Source organism: Haemophilus sp. HMSC061E01 (assembly GCF_001810345.1).
Classification (GTDB): Bacteria; Pseudomonadota; Gammaproteobacteria; order Enterobacterales; family Pasteurellaceae; genus Haemophilus_D.
Window position 1 is genome coordinate 401,455 of the sequence record NZ_KV801015.1, and the last position, 19,275, is coordinate 420,729.

Genomic DNA, 19,275 nt, shown 5'->3' on the forward strand with positions numbered 1-19,275 from the left:
TTTTTTTTAAATCCCTTACCATATCTCACCTTTTTCTTTTCTCTCAAAAATGATGAACAATCTAGAACTTGAACGTTTACTAAACGAAAAACTTAGCACAGACAGAATCAATGATTACGCGCCTAACGGTTTACAAGTGGAAGGTAAAGCAGAAATCCAAAAAATCATTACAGGCGTTACCGCAAGCCAAGCATTAATTGATTATGCTGTCTCACAACAAGCTGATGCGATTCTTGTCCACCACGGCTATTTTTGGAAAAGTGAAAATCCATGTATTCGCGGTATGAAAGGCAAACGCATCAAAACCTTGCTTGTGAATGATATCAATTTATACGGCTACCACTTGCCTTTGGATGTTCACCCTGAATTAGGCAACAATGCAAAACTTGCTCAGTTATTAGGGATTGGCGATCTTCAACCTTTAGAAAATAGCGCAACCAGCATTCCTGTTTGGGGAACGTTAAAAGAGCCCGTTACCGCTGAAGAGTTTGCGCAACGTATTGAGCAAGTGCTTCAACGCAAACCGTTAATTTGCACCGAAAATGGACCGCACTTAATCCGTAAAATTGGCATTTGTACCGGTGGCGGACAAGGCTATATTGATTTAGCGGCAGCACAAGGTTGTGATGCCTTCATTACCGGTGAGGTTTCGGAGCAAACAATTCACTCTGCTCGTGAGCAAGGTATTCATTTCTTTGCGGCTGGTCATCATGCGACTGAACGCTACGGTATCAAAGCATTAGGTGAATGGTTAGCGGCTGAATATGGCTTAGATGTAGAATTTAAAGATATTGATAATCCGGCCTAACTGGTACAAAGTGTGATTAATTGCCAAAAGCTCACAAAACAAGTATAATCTCGTCGATTTTTTTAACTCAAACATAGGAAAAAATATGGGTTTCTTAACTGGTAAACGTATTTTAGTAACAGGTCTTGCAAGCAACCGTTCTATCGCTTACGGGATCGCAAAAGCAATGAAAGAACAAGGTGCAGAACTTGCTTTCACTTATTTAAACGATAAATTACAACCGCGCGTAGAAGAATTTGCAAAAGAATTCGGTTCTAACATCGTCCTTCCTTTAGACGTAGCGACCGATGAAAGCATCCAAAACTGCTTTGCAGAATTAAGCAAACGTTGGGAAAAATTTGATGGTTTCGTACACGCTATCGCATTCGCACCAGGCGATCAATTAGATGGCGATTACGTAAACGCAGCAACTCGTGAAGGCTACCGTATCGCTCACGACATCAGTGCATTCAGCTTCGTTGCTATGGCACAAGCGGCACGTCCTTACTTAAATCCAAATGCAGCGTTATTAACCCTTTCTTACTTAGGTGCAGAGCGCGCAATTCCTAACTACAACGTGATGTGTTTAGCGAAAGCATCTCTTGAAGCAGCAACTCGCGTAATGGCAGCTGACTTAGGTAAAGAAGGTATTCGTGTAAATGCAATTTCTGCAGGTCCAATCCGTACTTTAGCGGCATCAGGTATTAAAAACTTCAAGAAAATGTTTGCTACATTCGAGAAAACCGCAGCATTACGCCGCACTGTTACTATCGAAGATGTGGGTAACTCTGCAGCATTCTTATGCTCTGATTTAGCATCTGGTATTACTGGTGAAATCGTTCACGTAGATGCAGGTTTCAGCATCACTGCAATGGGTGAATTAGGCGAAGAATAATTTTTCGTACAATCTATTTTTAGGCAGGCTTTTCAGTCTGCCTTTTCTCTTTTTTTAAATATAACTATGTTCCAAGATAATCCATTACTCGCACAACTTAAGCAACAAATCCACGATAGCAAAGAACACGTTGAAGGCGTGGTAAAAAGTACTGATAAAGCTTATGGTTTTTTAGAGTGCGATAAAAAAAGCTACTTTATTGCTCCTCCCGCAATGAAAAAAGTGATGCACGGTGACAAAATTAAAGCCACCATTGAAAAGCAAGGCGATAAAGAGCAAGCTGAACCTGAAGAATTAATTGAGCCAATGCTCACGCGCTTTATTGCCAAAGTGCGGTTCAATAAAGACAAGAAATTGCAAGTTTTGGTTGATCACCCAAGTATCAACCAACCCATTGGTGCGCAACAAGCCAAATCCGTCAAAGAAAAATTACAAGAAGGAGACTGGGTCGTCGCAAATTTGAAAACGCACCCATTACGTGATGATCGCTTTTTCTATGCCACCATCAATCAATTTATCTGCCGTGCTGATGATGAATTAGCCCCTTGGTGGGTCACATTAGCACGTCATGAGCAATCTCGTCATCCTGTGCAAGGTGCAGAAAGTTATGAAATGTTAGATCAACAAACACGTGAAGATCTGACCGCACTTCATTTTGTCACCATTGACTCTGAAAGCACACAGGATATGGACGATGCCCTTTACATCGAACCTATCGAGCAAAATGGTACGCAAACCGGCTGGCGATTAGTCGTTGCCATTGCCGATCCTACGGCTTACATTGCATTAGATTCAAAAATTGAAAAAGATGCGAAACAGCGTTGTTTTACCAATTATTTGCCAGGCTTCAACATCCCAATGTTGCCGCGTGAATTGTCTGATGAACTATGCTCATTAATGGCAAATGAAACTCGTCCTGCTTTAGTATGTTACATTGAAACGGATCTTGCTGGTAACATCACGGCTAAACCGCATTTTGTATCGGCTTATGTACAATCTAAAGCAAAATTAGCCTATAACAAGATTTCAGATTATTTAGAACAAGTACCGGATGCATGGCAACCGGAAACACCTGAAATTGCCCAGCAAATTGATTGGTTACATCAATTTACTCAAGCGCGTATTCAATGGCGTAAAACCCATTCATTGTTATTTAAAGAGAAACCAGATTACTCCTTTATTCTCGCTGAGAATGGCAAAGTACAAGAAATTAAAGCGGAATATCGTCGTATTGCAAATCAAATCGTGGAAGAATCCATGATCATTGCCAACATTTGTGCCGCTCAATTCTTAGCGGAGCATGCTAAAGCTGGTATTTTCAATACACACGCGGGTTTTGATAAGAAATTCTTAGAAAATGCCCATAATTTCTTAATGGCAAATTTAGCCAATGAAGAAAATCAAGCTGAACTTGCTGAACGTTATTCGGTGGAAAATTTGGCAACCTTAAAAGGTTATTGCCAAATGCGTCATGATATTGAACCGATTGAAGGTGACTATTTAGAATTCCGTTTACGTCGTTATTTAACCTTTGCGGAGTTTAAATCCGAACTTGCTCCACATTTTGGGCTTGGATTAGAAGGTTATGCGACCTGGACATCGCCTATCCGTAAATATTCCGATATGGTGAACCATCGTTTAATTAAAGCCGTGCTCACACAGCAAGCTTGTGAAAAACCACAAGATGAAGTCCTTGCTCGCTTGCAAGAAGCCCGTCGCCAAAATCGCTTGGTTGAACGCGATATCGCAGACTGGTTATATTGTCGCTATCTTGCTGACAAAGTCGCTGAAAATGCTGAATTTGATGCAGAAGTGCAAGATGTGATGCGTGGTGGTTTACGTGTTCAATTATTAGAAAATGGTGCATCCATGTTCGTACCAGCTTCCACGTTGCATCCAAATAAAGATGAAATGCAAGTGAATGCTGATGAATTAGCACTGTATATTCAAGGGGAACGCCGTTACAAAATCGGTGATTTGGTGAAAGTGAAACTTACCGAAGTACGAGAAGAAACTCGTAGTATCATCGGCCAATTAATCATTTAATGACCACTTCCATTCTAACACTAGAAATACCGCTCGTTATATAACGGACGGTATTTTTTTATAGAGCTAAAATTGTGGAAATTTTTTCTACGTTGATAGTATCAAATAAAAAGATTTTTAGGGTAGATTGAAGATGAGCAATATAGAAATGAGTTATTGATATAATATCCCCGCCTTGAAGGCGGGGATAAAGTAGATATTTAGGTAGAATTACATTTTAGGAATTTCTACGCCCGATGAAAGCACGTCTTGAATATCGGATTTTAAGACATCTGCTTTTGGTCCATAAATCGCTTGGATACCAGAGCCTTTCACGATAAAGCCCATTGCACCTGCTTGTTTCCAACTTGCTTCATCCCCCACCAACTCTGGATTATGTACGGTGATACGTAAACGTGTCATACAAGCATCAACATCTGCAATATTATTACGTCCACCAAGTAAGTTGATGATTTGAATAACTTGCGTGCTAGCATTCGCCACTTTTGGTTCATCGCTAGAAGCTTCATCTGAACCTTTTGCATCATAGTTACCATTACGGCCTGCTGTGGCAAGGTTAAATTTCTTAATCATAAAGTTCGCGATAAAGAACATGGCAACCGCAAAGAGGATTGATACCCAAATAAAGTTGATCACATCCATACCAATGCCAGCTTTAATCGCCATTGGTGTACGAGTTAAGAACTCAATGTTACCGAATGAATGCACACGTAAGTCAACAATATCTGCCATGGCGAAAGCACAACCTTGTACTAACGCATAAACAATATAAAGCGGTAAGGCGACAAACATAAACATATATTCGATTGGTTCAGTCACACCTGTTAAGAACACGGCAAGTGCAGATGAAAGGAAAATACCTTTATAAAGTTTTTTCTTGTCTTCATCCACATTGATATACATTGCGAGAGTCAAGCCCATTAAGATACCAGTTGACCCAATCATTTGCCCTACTTTGAATCGAGCAGGAGTCACAGTTGAAAGAAGGTCGTTATATTGCGTTAAATTACCTGCATCTTTAAGGTTGATTAAGTCAGTCACCCAGGCAAGCCAAAGTGGATCTTGACCAAATACTTGTTTGCCTTGTTGTGCACCGGTTAAGAACTCATAAGTACCGCCTAATGAAGTGTAGTTCATTGGGATAGTCAACATGTGGTGTAAACCAAATGGAAGCAATAGACGTTCTAAGGTACCATAAATAAATGGTGCTAAAATTGGTGCTGAGTTTTGTGAGTTCGCAATCCATTGACCGAAATGATTAATTCCTGTTTGAACTAAAGGCCAGAATAATGATAGGAAGATCGCCACTAATACGGAACGATAAATGACAACGAAAGGAACAAAACGTTTACCATTAAAGAACGTTAATACTTCAGGTAATTTACGGAAATTGTAGTAACGATTGAAGGTTGTTGCCCCCACAAAACCCGCAATAATACCAACGAACACGCCCATATTTAACGCAGGTTGCCCAAGCACATTCACAAAGTAATTCGCCACAGGAATTTCACCGGCCAATATGGTACTTACGTGAGCATTTGGATCGACTAGCATTTCAAGTTTCACACCGAAAAAGTTACCGGTAATTAAGTTAATTAAAATGAAAGCAAGGCCAGCTGCAAATGCACCGCCTGCACGCTCATTTGCCCAGCTACCACCAATCGCTAACGCAAATAATAGATGGAGGTTACCGATAATCCCCCAACCAATTTGGGCGATAATGTTTCCGACAATCGCTAGCCATTCAGCATCGCTAATCAAAGGCAGTGAGTTACCAATACTCACCATTAAACCCGCGGCTGGCATCACGGCAATCACAACCATTAGGCACTTACCGAATTTTTGCCAAAATTCAAAACTAAGCATTTTTTTCATATTGATTCTCCTACAAGATGAGAGCTACTTCTACGCCAAAATGGTCGGAAACAATCGGTTTATTTTTGCCATTAAAAATAACCTGACTGGATAAAACCCTTTTTGCTTGGTTTAAAAAAATATAATCTAATCGCTTTTCTTGACTATGGCCCTTCCAACCGTCAATCGCTTTCTCTACAGTGATACCGCTATCCTTCTGCTCTGCCATATCAAAAGTATCGAATAAGCCTAAGGATTTAATTTGTTGATAAGCTTGCTGATCGCTTATTGCATCAGTATTGAAATCACCCATCAGGATTTTAAGATTCGCACTTTGACTTCGCTCTACAATATAACGAACATTATCAAGTTGGTTTTCTCCATCACAATTTGGCAAATTGATATGGCAAGAATAACATTCAATTAACTGGCCTTGATATTCTACCGTCAAGCCAATGATTTTACGCGAGAGAATCGAGTCAAGACGTTGATGTTGGCTACAATAAAACGCATCAACATCATAAACGGGCAAGCGCGTTAAAAACGCAATGCCCTCATCATATTTATCGTAACCAATATGCGAATTACTCCAAAAAAGCGAATATTTCTGTGCAACGCGTTGATTGATTTTATTTAACAGAATGACACCATAGTTATCTTGCTTTAACGTTGGCGAAATAGCAGGAGACGACATCAATTGATTAACCTCTTGTAAGGCAATGATGTCATAACCCTTTTCCACAATAGTGTCAGCAAGAATCTCTATTTTTTCCGCTTGGTTAGCTTCTAACCAAGCGTGTACATTCAGGGTAAGTAGTTTCATTGCTTCCCCTTAGCCCTCACAATGCCAAATATCTGCATTATATTGAGCGATAGTGCGATCTGATGAGAAGAAGCCCGCTTTTGCGATATTGTGAACGACTTTCTCATTCCAACTATCTTGATCTTCATAATCGGCTAAGATTTGTTCTTTCGCTTCAACATAAGCATTAAAGTCAATTAACGTCATAAACCAGTCTTTATTCAATAATTCGTTATAAAGACGTTCTAAACGTGTTTTATTGCCTAATTTCACTACTGCAGGATTCAGAATAAAATCGACCGCTCTTTTAATATCTTTGTCGTTTTCATAATACTCTTTTGAAACATAACCTGCTGTTTCATAAAGTTTAATAATGCTTTCTGAATCTTTACCGAATGTATAGATATTTTCAGCACCGGCTAATTCTGCAATTTCAACATTAGCGCCATCCATTGTGCCTAAGGTTAACGCGCCATTAAGCATAAATTTCATATTACCTGTACCAGAAGCTTCTTTAGAGGCAAGTGAAATTTGCTCTGAAATATCAGTTGCTGGAATCAGTTTTTCTGCTACGCTCACATTATAGTTTTCCACCAAATGTACGTTTAAATACTTATTCACTTCAGGATCATTATTGATTAACTCAGATAAACAAAGAATTAAGTGAATAATATCCTGTGCAATCACATAAGCAGGTGCAGCTTTTCCGCCAAAAATCACCGTAATTTTACGTTTTGGTAATTTACCTGCTTTAATTTCTAAGTATTTATGAATCACATAAAGCGCATTCATTTGTTGGCGTTTATATTCATGGAAACGCTTAATTTGCGTATCAATGATTGAATTTTCATCTAACTCAATACCTTTATTTTCTTTAAGGTACGCTTTTAGTGCTAATTTATTTTCAAACTTAATTTTCGCTAATTGTTGATGAACCTTTTTATCATCTTTAAAGGCTAACAATTTCTGTAATTTCGTTGCATCATGCAAATATTCATCGCCAATCAATTCTTTAATGTAAGCGGCTAATGCTTGGTTAGAAAACTCTAACCAACGACGGAAGGTAATGCCGTTTGTCTTATTATTGAATTTTTCAGGATATAACGCATAGAATGCTTTAAGTTCTGAATTCTTCAAAATCTCCGTATGTAATGCCGCCACACCATTGACTGAATTTGAAAAGTGAATATCCATGTGCGCCATATGCACACGTTTTTGTTTATCAATGATTTGCACTGCTAGATCTTTATATTCTGCACGCACTAATTTATCTAATTTCTTAATGATCACCACTAAATGCGGCACCACTTCATCTAAATAAGCGAGTGGCCATTTTTCTAATGCTTCAGCCAAAATGGTATGGTTTGTATAGCCTACCATATTACGTACAATTTCAACGGCTTCGGCAAATTTAATCTGATGTTTTTCCGTTAATAAGCGAATTAATTCAGGAATCACCATTGAAGGGTGGGTATCATTGATCTGTACATACGCATAATCCGCTAAATCATGTAAGTTACTGCCACGCGCAATTGCTTCATCAATTAATAATTGTGCAGCATTTGATACCATGAAGTATTGTTGATAAATACGCAGTAATTCCCCATTCTTATCTGAATCATCTGGATAAAGGAATAAAGTCAGATTTTCTTCAATCGCAGTTTTATCAAACTCGATACCTTTTTTAATCAGTTTAGGATTCACTGATTGAATATCAAATAAATTGAGATAGTTTTTCGTTTCTTTCTTATAACCTAAAATATCAATGCGATCTAGTTTAGAGGTTAACGTAAATTTCTTAAATGGCACCTCATAGGTAATATCTGTTGGAATTAACCAAGAGTTATCTTCAATCCAATCATTAGGCTCCGCATGTTGTTCATTCTTTTTAAAGACTTGTTTGAACAACCCATAATGATAATTTAAACCTACCCCTTCAGCATTTAAGCCAAGTGTAGACATTGAATCAATAAAACAAGAAGCCAAACGACCTAACCCACCATTTCCTAAAGACGGTTCTGGTTCAATATCTTCAATATGACTTAATGATTTACCCGCACTTTCTAATTCTGTTTTGATATCTTGATACACACCAAGATTAATCAGGTTATTAGAAAGTAATTTACCAATTAAAAACTCTGCTGAGATATAGTAAACCTTACGTTTACCTGTGTTTTTAGGTTTATCTGCAGAAAGTGCTTTTACGTAATTTAATAATTGAATATAAGTTTCTTTATCACTTAATTGCTCAAGCGATTTATTGGTTTCGTTTTTTACAAATGTACTAAATTTAATCATTGTTTTTTCCTGATTAGCACGTTGATATAACGTGGTCATTTTTGCTAAAAAGTCTTTTTTATCTTGCGTTAAATCTGATTGCTGCATTCTCCATTGCCAGTTTCCACCAATTGTTGAAGGAACATTCATTCTTGAACTGGCTGGCAAATCTAAAACATCTTGCATTGTGGCGATCGCGGTATTGCTAACCGTTGCAAAAAGCTGACGAATCATCGCCTGACAAATCGATTCATCCTCACCACGATGCGTATAATCATTAATATATTGTTGCTGTTGTTCGGTAAGTCCGTTATACCAACCATTAGTTACTTCGTTATCATGTGTACCGGTATAAACAATGGAATGTGGGATGCAATAATGCGGGCTATCTAAACTTTTTCCGCTGACATCTTCAAAACCAAATTGCAAGATCTTCATACCTGGGTAATTACAATCTGCAAGCAATTTTCTGGCTTTATCATCAATATTACCTAAATCTTCGGCAATAATCGGTAAGTCACCCAATTGCTCTTTAACAGCTTTGAATAAATCATAGCCGGGACCTGGCTGCCAACTACCATATTTAGCAATATCGGCTTTTCCATCTACCTGCCAATAATCGGAAAAACCTTTGAAATGGTCGATGCGAAGTACATCATAAATCTTGAAACTTTCTTCAATACGATGAATCCACCACGCATAGCCTTGTTTTTTATGCTCTTCCCAAGCGTAAAGCGGATTGCCCCAAAGCTGTCCGGTTGCACTGAATTGATCCGCTGGAACTCCAGCAACAACAAGCGGATTGCGTTCTTCATCTAATTGGAAGAGTTCTGGTTTTGTCCAAACTTCTACACTATCTGCAGCCACGTAAATCGGCATATCACCGATAATCTTAATGCCTTTTTGATTCGCGTAATGTTTTAACTCGCTCCATTGTTTAAAAAAGAAATATTGCGTCACTTTAAAGTACTGAATTTGATCCGTTAACATCGTGCGATATTTTTCTAATGTTTTTGGATCGCGTGCAACGGCTTTTTTATCATCCCATTTTTGCAATGCTTGATTGCCGAAATGCTCTTTAATTGCCATAAACTCAGCAAAATCGTCCAACCATAATCGATTGTTTTTCTCGAAGTGATTGAAATCAGCTTGGAGTGATTGATTCGCTAAAAAATTTTTTACGGCTGTTTCTAAAATCGGACGGCGTGCGTAAAAGATACGTTCATAATCCACGCTAGTTGGATCATCACCAAAATTGACCGAAGCATAATCAGATTCTTTCAGTAAGCCCATTTGGGTTAGTAAATCAAAATCAATAAAGTGAGTATTACCTGCAATTGCAGAGAAAGATTGATAAGGTGAATCACCATAACTGGTGGTAGTAAGTGGAAGAATTTGCCAATAAGTTTGTTTAGTTTCAACTAAAAAATCGACAAAATCATAAGCCGATTGCCCAAAGCTACCAATTCCGAATGCATTTGGTAGCGAGGTAATGTGCATAAGAACACCACTTGAACGAGTAAGCATAATATTTCCTCTAGGAAGTTATCATTTTGGCTCATTCTAACCTAACCGTATTTTTATGCAACAACTTATACGTAAAAGTTTAGAACATTTTCGTAAAAGAGTGACTAATATCACATTTTATACGTATAACATTTATGATTTTATGATATGCTATGACGACACCTATGGAACCAACGATAGATAAAAGGATTAAAAATGAGCAAGTATAAGCAGGTCTATAATGAGATAAAGACCCAAATTAACAATGGTAATTTAGCGCCATTGCAAGAGCTTCCGAGTGAAAATGAACTCATGCAAAGCTATGGTTTTTCTAAAGATACTATTCGAAAAGCGCTTTCCTTACTTGAAATTGATGGCTATATTCAAAAGCAACAAGGCCGAAATTCAATTGTTTTAGAGCATGACTTATCTAAACCACAAATGCTTTCTGAAATTAAAACCGTTAGCGAATTAAATAGTGCCTTAACACACCACGTAAAAACGACATTAACCAGTTTGTATATTGTGCAAGGTGAAGAAGAGTTAATGCATATTTTTAATGTCGATGATCAGATCGATTTCTACCGCATCAGTCGCCTGCGTGAAATTGATGGTGAAGCCGTTGAATACGAAGTTTCTTATTTTGATCGCCGCATCGTGCCTTTTATTAGCCGAGAAATCGCTGAGCACTCTATTTATCACTATTTAGAAAACGAATTAAAATTAAAAATTAGTCACTCACAACGGAAAATTGTCTTTCGTTATGCAAATGAAGAAGAAAAAAAGGCGATCGATCTTGGTGAGTATGACATGGTTGTGAATGTGACGAGTACCACTTATTTGGCTGATGGTCGACCGTTTCAATATGGGAGTATTAGCTATCGACCAGATAAAATTGCATTTACATCAACAGCAAAACGACATGTCTAGTTTTTGTAAATGATAGGTTGTTATTTAAAAAATTCATAAAAAAAGTGCGGTCATTTTTAACCGCACTTTTTATTTAAGCTATTTTAACCAAAATTGTCCTTTGAAAATTTTTCCTAATGTCATCAGCACCAAACCGCTCATCATCAAGTTAGCAAAGATAAATGCACCGTTTGCCAATCCGCTCAGTACGTTATGATGAACAAAAGAAACAGCTCCATTCGCTAAAGAAGCTAATCCGAATGAAAAAGCCCAGAACCCAATATTCAGTCCTTTTTCACTAATCCAAGGGAACAAACGAATTAAAAAGAACATTTGTAAAAAACCGTATCCCCATAAGAGTTTAACGAAAAGATCGATCTCTCCTCCATTAAGCGATAAGTAAGCTGACGATCCTACAAATGCCGGTGCGAGAATGATCCCCATGGTTGGACGAAATTGTGGTTCAATCTGCAACACGCGTAAACGTTGGAATAACACAGGTTCATAAATAATCCAAGCAATCATCCCTGCACCTAAGAACAAATAGCCTAAATCTTGATAGCCTAACAAGGCTAATGATGAGGCACTTGTAAAGTTAGTCGCCACAGAGGGCAAATAAAAAGGTGGCAGTGTCGATTTTTCCTCAAATGTGCCATCTTTCCATAACGCACTAATACGCACTGAAGCAAACAATAATTGCCCAATTGTCCCGATCCAAATTAATCCCTCACCAATAAGAGGAAACCAACGATACAGAACATCCCCGCTTAACATCGTTGTAATCGGTATTAATGCGAGAAAAGAAAAACGTATCGGACAACAATATTCATCTCGTACTTCTTGAGAGAAATAAATCATTTTATAAATATAGAGCAAGACGAAAAGTGCCCATACTGAAACAGACGTTACGCCAATAATATCACTCACATTTCGAGAAAAAGAGAGCGTATCGCCCATATGCAACCAGGCTAAAGATAAAGCGCTTAAACCTAATGGAATCGCAAAATACCCTGTTGGTAATGGAAATGGTCGTTTATCAGTCATTATTATTCTCCTAAAAATTGATACCTTATAAGATTACCTCTAAATGCATGAATATTGATGTGGATTTATCTCAAAGACTAGAATAAAAATCTCATTTCTCTAGATGAAAGAAAGGGCTAATAAACATTAGCCCTAAATTGAATTTATATATTTTGGATTATTTGCAGATCACTTCTAATCCGCCCATGTAAGGACGTAATACTTCTGGCACCGTAATTGAGCCGTCTGCATTTTGGTAGTTTTCAAGCACGGCGACTAAAGTACGACCGACTGCTAAACCAGAACCATTTAATGTGTGTACTAAGCGAGTTTTCTTATCCCCTTTCGCTTTGCAACGTGCTTGCATACGACGGGCTTGGAAATCCCACATATTTGAGCAAGAAGAAATCTCACGATAAGTATTTTGTGCAGGCACCCACACTTCTAAGTCGTAAGTTTTGCAAGAACCAAAGCCCATATCTCCGGTACAAAGTAAGACTTTACGATATGGTAGATTTAAAAGTTGTAATACTTTTTCTGCATGTCCTGTTAATTCTTCAAGCGCTTCCATAGATTTATCTGGATCGACGATTTGTACCATTTCGACTTTATCAAATTGGTGCATACGAATTAAACCACGGGTATCACGACCATATGATCCCGCTTCAGAACGGAAACATGGTGTATGTGCGGTCATTTTGATTGGCAATTCTGCTTCATCAATAATCACATCACGTACAAGGTTAGTTACCGGCACTTCCGCTGTTGGAATTAATGCGTAAGGTTGCTCACCTTCTAAAGCTAAAGTATGGAATAAATCTTCACCGAATTTTGGTAATTGGCCTGTCCCATAAAGGGTCGCATGGTTAACTAAATAAGGCACATAGGTTTCTAAATAACCATGTTGTTCGGTATGAAGATCTAACATGAATTGCGCTAACGCACGGTGCATTTTAGCAATTTGACCTTTCATGACCGCAAAGCGCGCACCTGCTAATTTAGCCCCTGCTGCAAAATCTAATCCATTGGCATCTTCACCTAATGACACGTGATCTTTGATTTCAAAATTAAATGTACGCGGTGTCCCCCAACGTAAAATTTCTTTATTTTCAGTGTCGTCTTTACCTAATGGCACTTCATCCGCTGGGATGTTTGGAATGCTTAACGCGATTTGATTGATTTCTGCTAACACGGCATCAAGTTGAGTTTTCGCTTCGTTAAGCTGTTCGCCCATGTTATCTACTTCAGCCAATAATGGTGCAATGTCTTCACCACGTGCTTTTGCCGCACCAATGGCTTTGGAACGCGCGTTACGTTCAGCTTGTAATGTTTCAGTTTTTACTTGTAAATCTTTGCGTTGTTCTTCTAATGCGGTAAGTTTTTCCGTATCAAGAATAAAGTTACGTTTTACTTTTAATTTTTCTGCTACTTCAGCCAGATTATTACGGAGTAAATTTGGATCGATCATTGGAATTCCCTATTTTTCATTATGAAACAGATACCTTTATTCTAGCGTGCTTTGAGCAAATAAACCAGTTAAAACCCTGATTTTTCTTTTATTAATATCTTCAAAAACATCCAATTTTATGACCGCACTTTGCCATGATTTAATTTTGTGATCTCTGTCAAATTCTGAGAATGAGACACTAGAAACAGCAAAAAAAAGTTCTATAATGAAAATGAACGTTAACCAAGAGGAGTAACCTATGTTTCCTGAATTTCGCGATTTAATTACTAATCTCAAAAATAAAGATGCTTATTTCGATCGCTTGTTTGAAAAACACAATGTGTTAGACCAAGAGATCAAAAATAAGATTGATAACATAGAACTCGCTACTCATACGGAAATTGAGAACTTGAAAAAAGAAAAATTACGGATTAAAGACGAGCTCTATCAATACTTGAAAAAGAAAGCAGCTGAGTAATTGGTTTAATGTGAAGACAAAGTGCGGTGAAATTTACCGCACTTTTTTGTTTTAAGTGGTTTTATTCTTTTGAGAGCCCAGATAAATCGCGACTAATGTCAGCACTGCCCCCGCCCATTGCCAATGATTGATGGGCTTATCCAAGCCAAAATAATCAATCACAAGCGCCACCACCGGTTCGGAAAGAAGCAACAAACCGGTTAAACCTAACGACAAATAAGGAATGGTATAAGCAATCATACCCCAAGCGACACATTGCATCACTGCACCATAAATGAACACCAATCCCCAATCGGTGAAGGTGGTTGGATAAAGATTATCAGAATTAAAAATCAACGAAGGAACAATTAAGACAAGCGCACCACTTAAACTCAAAATAAACATTAACGAAAATAAAGCGGTGGGTTCTTCTTCGTGCACTTTTTTAATCATAATCATTGAAGCGGCAAGCATACCTGCCGAAATGAGCCCAATGATAATGCCGTACATACCGTCAAAATTATGTTGTAGCTCTTCCCCTGAGATTAAGACTACACCCGCAACCGCTAAAAAAAGGCTTAACATTTGTAATTTCGTTTGGCGTTCACCAAAGAAAAGATAGCCAATTGCTGCCAAAAAGAAAATCTGCAAGCTATTCAGCAACGTTGAAATACCCGGCCCTACGGCATATACACTTTCATGCCAAAAAGATAAATCAAAGGCTAAAAAGATGCCGGCTAATGCGGCATACATCATTGCTTTACGGCTTCTCGGAAAACGCTGTCTTTTTAATTTCATTAAGAACCAGAAAATAAAAGAGGCAATAAGTAAACGCCAAAATGCAATGGCATAACCACCCACTGGCACAAACTTGACAATTAGGCCTCCTAAACCGAATAGCACACATCCCACGACTAACATCGGGGCGGCGTAAGATTTTATTTTATCCATTAAATGAACATTGCCCAGACAGCCAAACTCGCCGCCATAAAGAACAAAATGAGTAAGCTGTTATAACTGAGTTTCCATTTATTAACACTGTGCAAAAGCAATACCCCTGCTATTACTAAATGAAGAACAAAATAAATACCGTATGCGAAAACACCATCAAAACTGACCGCACTTACATCTTGATAAATAATAAAGATCAGTACTGCTAACGCATTCAGTGCAAGCAGTAAAATCATCAATAATGGCAGTAACGCAATGAAACCTTGCAGACGATTACGAGAAACAGACAAACATAAATTCGCTAATAATACGCCCATCACCGCTTGTGCCAATGGATTATATTGCACGAAATTTGGTGTTGGATTGCCGAAGAAAATCATCAAATAGGCAATTACACCCAATCCACTCACCAACGATGCCATTAAAAGAAAACCATGGCGAGCTGATTCATCTTTAGGTTGTTTCCATACTGCATATACGGCAGATAATCCGCATAAGCTAACAATATCAGTCATCACGTAATGATGTGGTGAGTCTAAGCTCATTCCAAGCCAAACTAACCAATAAAGTGCAAAACAGACATTTGCTTTGATTAAACGTCCGCGTTGTCCTGGACAAATTTCGCCTTTAATAAAGGCAACCAAACAAAGTAACTGCGCAATCAGCACACCAAAGGCTAAATGAGGAATCAGTTTTTCAGCAGATTGCAAAGACTCTGCAAAACATTCAATAATTAATAGCAACCCAATTGGCAAGAGAGCAAGAAATGCGGCTAAGGGTTTGGATTGTTCTTCTGACATAAGATTCTCGATTAGAAAAAGAAGGCGTCATTATGCCAAAATTTACAGTTTTTTTTAATGGCTTTCGTGCATTTTGACTCATTCCCTTTTAAAATAAGCAAAATTATAACCGCACTTTAGGAACCACAAAAAAATGCTATTAAGCGTACTTTATATTATTGGAATAACTGCCGAAGGAATTACCGGCGCATTAGCCGCTGGACGAGAAAAAATGGATATTTTTGGGGTAATTATTATTGCCTGTGTGACGGCGATTGGTGGCGGTTCGGTACGCGATGTATTACTTGGACACTACCCGCTTGGCTGGGTTAAACATCCTGAATATTTCATTATGGTGGCTGGTGCAGCTGTATTAACGGTTTTTATCGCACCTTTCATCAAACATTTCATGCGCTACTTCCGCACAATTTTCTTGGTATTAGATGCCTTAGGATTAATCGTGTATTCCATTATCGGTGCGCAGATTGCCATTGATATGGGTTATGGTTTTACTGTGACATCCATTGCGGCAACCGTGACAGGTGCATTTGGTGGTGTGTTGCGTGATTTACTCTGTAACCGCATTCCCCTTGTATTCCAAAAAGAACTTTACGCCAGCGTGTCATTCTTCTCTGCAGCCATGTATATGGCATTACAACACATTCAAGTAGAACACACGCTTTCAATTTTACTCACGTTATTCAGTGGTTTTGCATTACGTTTACTTGCTGTTCGATTTGGTTGGGGATTACCCGTTTTCGATTTCCAAGAGCAAGATGATGAAACAAATGATAAATTACCGAAGAAAACGAAGTAATGGATAACTCATGCAAACATTAACTTTAACTGGTAAAAAATGTATTATGATTTTTGCTAATTAGAAAAAATAGATGGACAGGATCTCTGAAGGAATAAAAAATTATTCACGATACTTACCTTTCATACTTTTTCCTAAATAAAAACAAAATAGAAGTAAAACGAATATTAAAGGAAACCATTTAAGAGTCACTAACAAACTAACTTTCTTAAAATCAAAGTTAAATTTATATAGAGCTAATACATACATAAATAAAGTTGAAATTACTGACATCTTTAAAACACTAAAAAAGTCAGTTTTCATATTTTATCTCCCCCTACTATTCTATTTATTATATTTTTCAAAAGTCTTATTATTGTCTATTGTACAACTGTAAATAGTACTATCTGTAGAACCTGTAAATTTTAAATACTTCCCTACGTCATAAAGTCGGGCAAATCATAACCCATTCACACCGAATTCACAAAATCCTTAATTTTAATCATTTCACCTTACGCATTTTTACGATAAGCTACACCATATTTTTGTTGAAATAACAAGGGATTCGATATGTTAGAACAAATGGGCAAACAGGCCAAAGATGCAGCCTTTATTTTAGCGCAGTTAAACACCACTGAAAAAAATCATGCGCTCAGCATTATTGCAGATCAATTAGAACAACAAGCGGAGCGTATTCTAGCCGCGAACCAAAAAGATATTGAAATCGCGAAACAAAACGGCTTATCTGAAGCCTTAATTGACCGCCTCTTATTAACCGAAGATCGCCTAAAAGGCATTGCGAACGATGTACGCCATGTGATTTCTCTTGCGGATCCTGTGGGGAAAATTATTGATGGTGGCACCTTAGATAGCGGATTAAAGATCGAACGAGTTCGAACACCGCTTGGCGTAATTGGTACCATTTACGAAGCACGTCCCAATGTCACCATTGATGTGGCAAGTCTTTGTTTAAAAACCGGTAATGCCGTGATTTTACGTGGTGGGAAAGAAACGCAACATTCCAACCAAATTTTAGTAGAAGTGGTACAAAATGCCCTTGAACAAGCGGGCTTACCACGCCATGCAGTCCAAGCTATTACGGATCCGAATCGTGAACTTGTGATGCAACTGCTTAAATTGGATCGCTACGTGGATATGATTATCCCTCGTGGCGGAGCAGGTTTACATGAGCTTTGTAAACAGCATTCTACCATTCCTGTGATTGTTGGTGGTGTGGGCGTTTGTCATCTTTTTGTGGAAGAAAGTGCTGACCAAGAAAAAGCCCTTGCGGTGATTGCCAATGCAAAATGCCAGCGTCCAAGCACATGTAATACGCTGGAAACGCTTTTAGTTCAACGTTCAATTGCTGATACTTTCCTACCTAAACTCGCGAAGTATTTAGCCGAGAAAAAAGTGAAATTCCATGCAAAATCGACCGCACTTTCGATTCTTCAAGCTGCAAATGTCGATGTGCAAGAAGTGACCGAACAAGCGCTACGCCAAGAATGGGGTTCACTCGATCTCAATGTTGTGGTGGTTGAAGATATGGATGTGGCGATTGCTCACATTCGTGAATATGGCACACAACATTCAGAAAGTATCTTGACGGAAAATCAACGACTAGCCACACAATTTATCAATCAAGTGGATGCAGCAGCCGTGTATGTGAATGCAAGCACCCGATTTACCGATGGCGGACAATTTGGTTTAGGTGCAGAAGTGGCGGTAAGTACTCAAAAACTTCACGCTCGTGGCCCAATGGGATTAGAAGCCTTAACCAGCTATAAATGGGTTTGTGTTGGCGATTATACTTCTCGCCAATAATCTGTTTCATCCATAAAAAAAAACCGCACCTTGAAAGCATCAAAGTGCGGTTATTTTTTATCTCGTTTTTAGTGTTTACCGAATAATTTCATTGCGGGTAATACAATCGCACAAGCAATCGCCCCAACAATCACACCAACGACTAACGTTGCCACATTACCTAATAAGCCATCAGCTAATTGATAATCAGCGAGCAAATGATGAATGAAATCTACATTATGCACAAAAATACCGCCACCGACTAAGAACATCGCAAGCGTACCGATAAAACTAAGTGAACGCATAAATTTTGGCATAATCACTAAAATTGCATTCCCGATTGACTTCGCTACGCCCCCTTTTTTGATAAGGTATAAGCCGAAATCATCCGCTCTAACAATCAATGCGACCAAGCCATAAACAAAAATAGTAATTCCGATACCCACTATCGAAAGAGAAATGATGCGAGTCAGCAAGCTCGCTTCGGTTAATTCGCCCAATGCAATAATAATAATTTCAGCAGAAAGAATAAAATCCGTACGAATTGCCCCTTTAATTTTAGCGGCTTCATTAAAGGTTGTTTTTTCTTCGTGCTCTTCATGGGCAATAAATTTATGCAGAATTTTCTCTACACCTTCAAAACATAAATACGCTCCACCAATCATCAGAAGTGGCACGATCAACCAAGGTAAAAATGCAGAAAGCAGTAAAGCAATTGGAATTAAAATGACTTTATTGACTAAGGATCCTTTGGTGACTGCCCAAACAATGGGTAATTCACGATCGGAAGATGCCCCTGTTACCTGATTAGCATTTAAGGCTAAGTCATCGCCTACTACGCCAACGGTTTTCTTGGCTGCTATTTTGGTCATCAAGGCGACATCATCAAGAATCGATGCAATGTCATCAATAAGAGTAAAAAGAGAGCTAAACGCCATATTTT

The 19,275-nt window shown here is 38.3% G+C and carries 15 protein-coding genes; 7 read left to right on the forward strand and 8 right to left on the reverse strand.

Annotated elements, in window-relative coordinates; genetic code table 11:
- Positions 1-52: 52 nt before the first annotated feature.
- From HMPREF2732_RS07910 to rnb, 3 genes are all read left to right on the forward strand, one after another.
- A complete protein-coding gene (locus HMPREF2732_RS07910; RefSeq protein WP_070592355.1) occupies positions 53-808 on the forward strand; it encodes a Nif3-like dinuclear metal center hexameric protein in 756 nt (251 codons plus the stop codon).
- 85 nt (positions 809-893) lie between these two features.
- On the forward strand, positions 894-1,682 hold the full coding sequence (locus HMPREF2732_RS07915) for an SDR family oxidoreductase (RefSeq protein ID WP_070592356.1): 789 nt from the start codon (positions 894-896) through the stop codon (positions 1,680-1,682).
- 66 nt (positions 1,683-1,748) lie between these two features.
- Complete coding sequence (gene rnb / locus HMPREF2732_RS07920; RefSeq protein WP_070592357.1) at positions 1,749-3,728, forward strand: exoribonuclease II; 1,980 nt, start codon at positions 1,749-1,751, stop codon at positions 3,726-3,728.
- A gap of 210 nt (positions 3,729-3,938) precedes the next feature.
- On the opposite strand, the gene HMPREF2732_RS07925 is transcribed toward rnb, so the two are convergent.
- From HMPREF2732_RS07925 to malQ, 3 genes are read right to left on the reverse strand one after another with little or no spacing between them, the layout of a single operon-like run.
- Entirely contained in the window at positions 3,939-5,603 is a 1,665-nt protein-coding gene (locus HMPREF2732_RS07925; RefSeq protein WP_070592358.1) for a PTS transporter subunit IIBC, read from the reverse strand.
- A 10-nt stretch (positions 5,604-5,613) separates the two neighbouring features.
- Entirely contained in the window at positions 5,614-6,405 is a 792-nt protein-coding gene (locus tag HMPREF2732_RS07930) for an endonuclease/exonuclease/phosphatase family protein (RefSeq protein WP_070592359.1), read from the reverse strand.
- A gap of 9 nt (positions 6,406-6,414) precedes the next feature.
- Positions 6,415-10,188 carry a 4-alpha-glucanotransferase gene (gene malQ / locus HMPREF2732_RS09720; RefSeq protein ID WP_083304369.1) on the reverse strand — a complete coding sequence of 1,258 codons (3,774 nt, stop codon included), beginning with the start codon at positions 10,186-10,188 and terminating at the stop codon, positions 6,415-6,417.
- A gap of 195 nt (positions 10,189-10,383) precedes the next feature.
- Between malQ and HMPREF2732_RS07940 the strand changes: the two genes are divergently transcribed.
- Complete coding sequence (locus HMPREF2732_RS07940) at positions 10,384-11,097, forward strand: UTRA domain-containing protein (protein ID WP_049367404.1); 714 nt, start codon at positions 10,384-10,386, stop codon at positions 11,095-11,097.
- A 78-nt stretch (positions 11,098-11,175) separates the two neighbouring features.
- Here HMPREF2732_RS07940 and tehA read toward each other — a convergent pair whose 3' ends face one another.
- Both tehA and serS read right to left on the reverse strand, forming a co-directional pair.
- Complete coding sequence (gene tehA / locus HMPREF2732_RS07945; RefSeq protein WP_049367403.1) at positions 11,176-12,120, reverse strand: dicarboxylate transporter/tellurite-resistance protein TehA; 945 nt, start codon at positions 12,118-12,120, stop codon at positions 11,176-11,178.
- Positions 12,121-12,277: 157 nt separating this feature from the next.
- The gene (gene serS / locus HMPREF2732_RS07950) at positions 12,278-13,567 is read right to left on the reverse strand and encodes a serine--tRNA ligase (protein WP_070592360.1); all 1,290 of its coding nucleotides are present in this window, start codon (positions 13,565-13,567) and stop codon (positions 12,278-12,280) included.
- A gap of 238 nt (positions 13,568-13,805) precedes the next feature.
- Here serS and HMPREF2732_RS07955 point away from each other — a divergent pair, with 238 nt between their 5' ends.
- Complete coding sequence (locus tag HMPREF2732_RS07955; protein ID WP_005695756.1) at positions 13,806-14,024, forward strand: HP1242/YdcH family protein; 219 nt, start codon at positions 13,806-13,808, stop codon at positions 14,022-14,024.
- 51 nt (positions 14,025-14,075) lie between these two features.
- On the opposite strand, the gene HMPREF2732_RS07960 is transcribed toward HMPREF2732_RS07955, so the two are convergent.
- Both HMPREF2732_RS07960 and HMPREF2732_RS07965 read right to left on the reverse strand, forming a co-directional pair.
- A complete protein-coding gene (locus tag HMPREF2732_RS07960; protein ID WP_070592361.1) occupies positions 14,076-14,954 on the reverse strand; it encodes a DMT family transporter in 879 nt (292 codons plus the stop codon).
- Entirely contained in the window at positions 14,954-15,754 is an 801-nt protein-coding gene (locus HMPREF2732_RS07965) for a hypothetical protein (protein WP_070592362.1), read from the reverse strand. Before HMPREF2732_RS07965 ends, HMPREF2732_RS07960 begins: the two co-directional genes overlap by 1 nt.
- Before the next feature lie 133 nt (positions 15,755-15,887).
- On the opposite strand from HMPREF2732_RS07965, the gene HMPREF2732_RS07970 reads away from it, so the two are divergent.
- Together HMPREF2732_RS07970 and proA are read left to right on the forward strand one after the other, a co-directional pair.
- A complete protein-coding gene (locus HMPREF2732_RS07970; protein WP_049366010.1) occupies positions 15,888-16,550 on the forward strand; it encodes a trimeric intracellular cation channel family protein in 663 nt (220 codons plus the stop codon).
- A gap of 549 nt (positions 16,551-17,099) precedes the next feature.
- A complete protein-coding gene (proA, locus tag HMPREF2732_RS07980; protein ID WP_070592364.1) occupies positions 17,100-18,353 on the forward strand; it encodes a glutamate-5-semialdehyde dehydrogenase in 1,254 nt (417 codons plus the stop codon).
- A gap of 68 nt (positions 18,354-18,421) precedes the next feature.
- On the opposite strand, the gene HMPREF2732_RS07985 is transcribed toward proA, so the two are convergent.
- Positions 18,422-19,270, reverse strand: a complete 849-nt coding sequence (locus HMPREF2732_RS07985; protein WP_005695749.1) for a DUF808 domain-containing protein — start codon at positions 19,268-19,270, stop codon at positions 18,422-18,424.
- Positions 19,271-19,275: the final 5 nt, after the last annotated feature.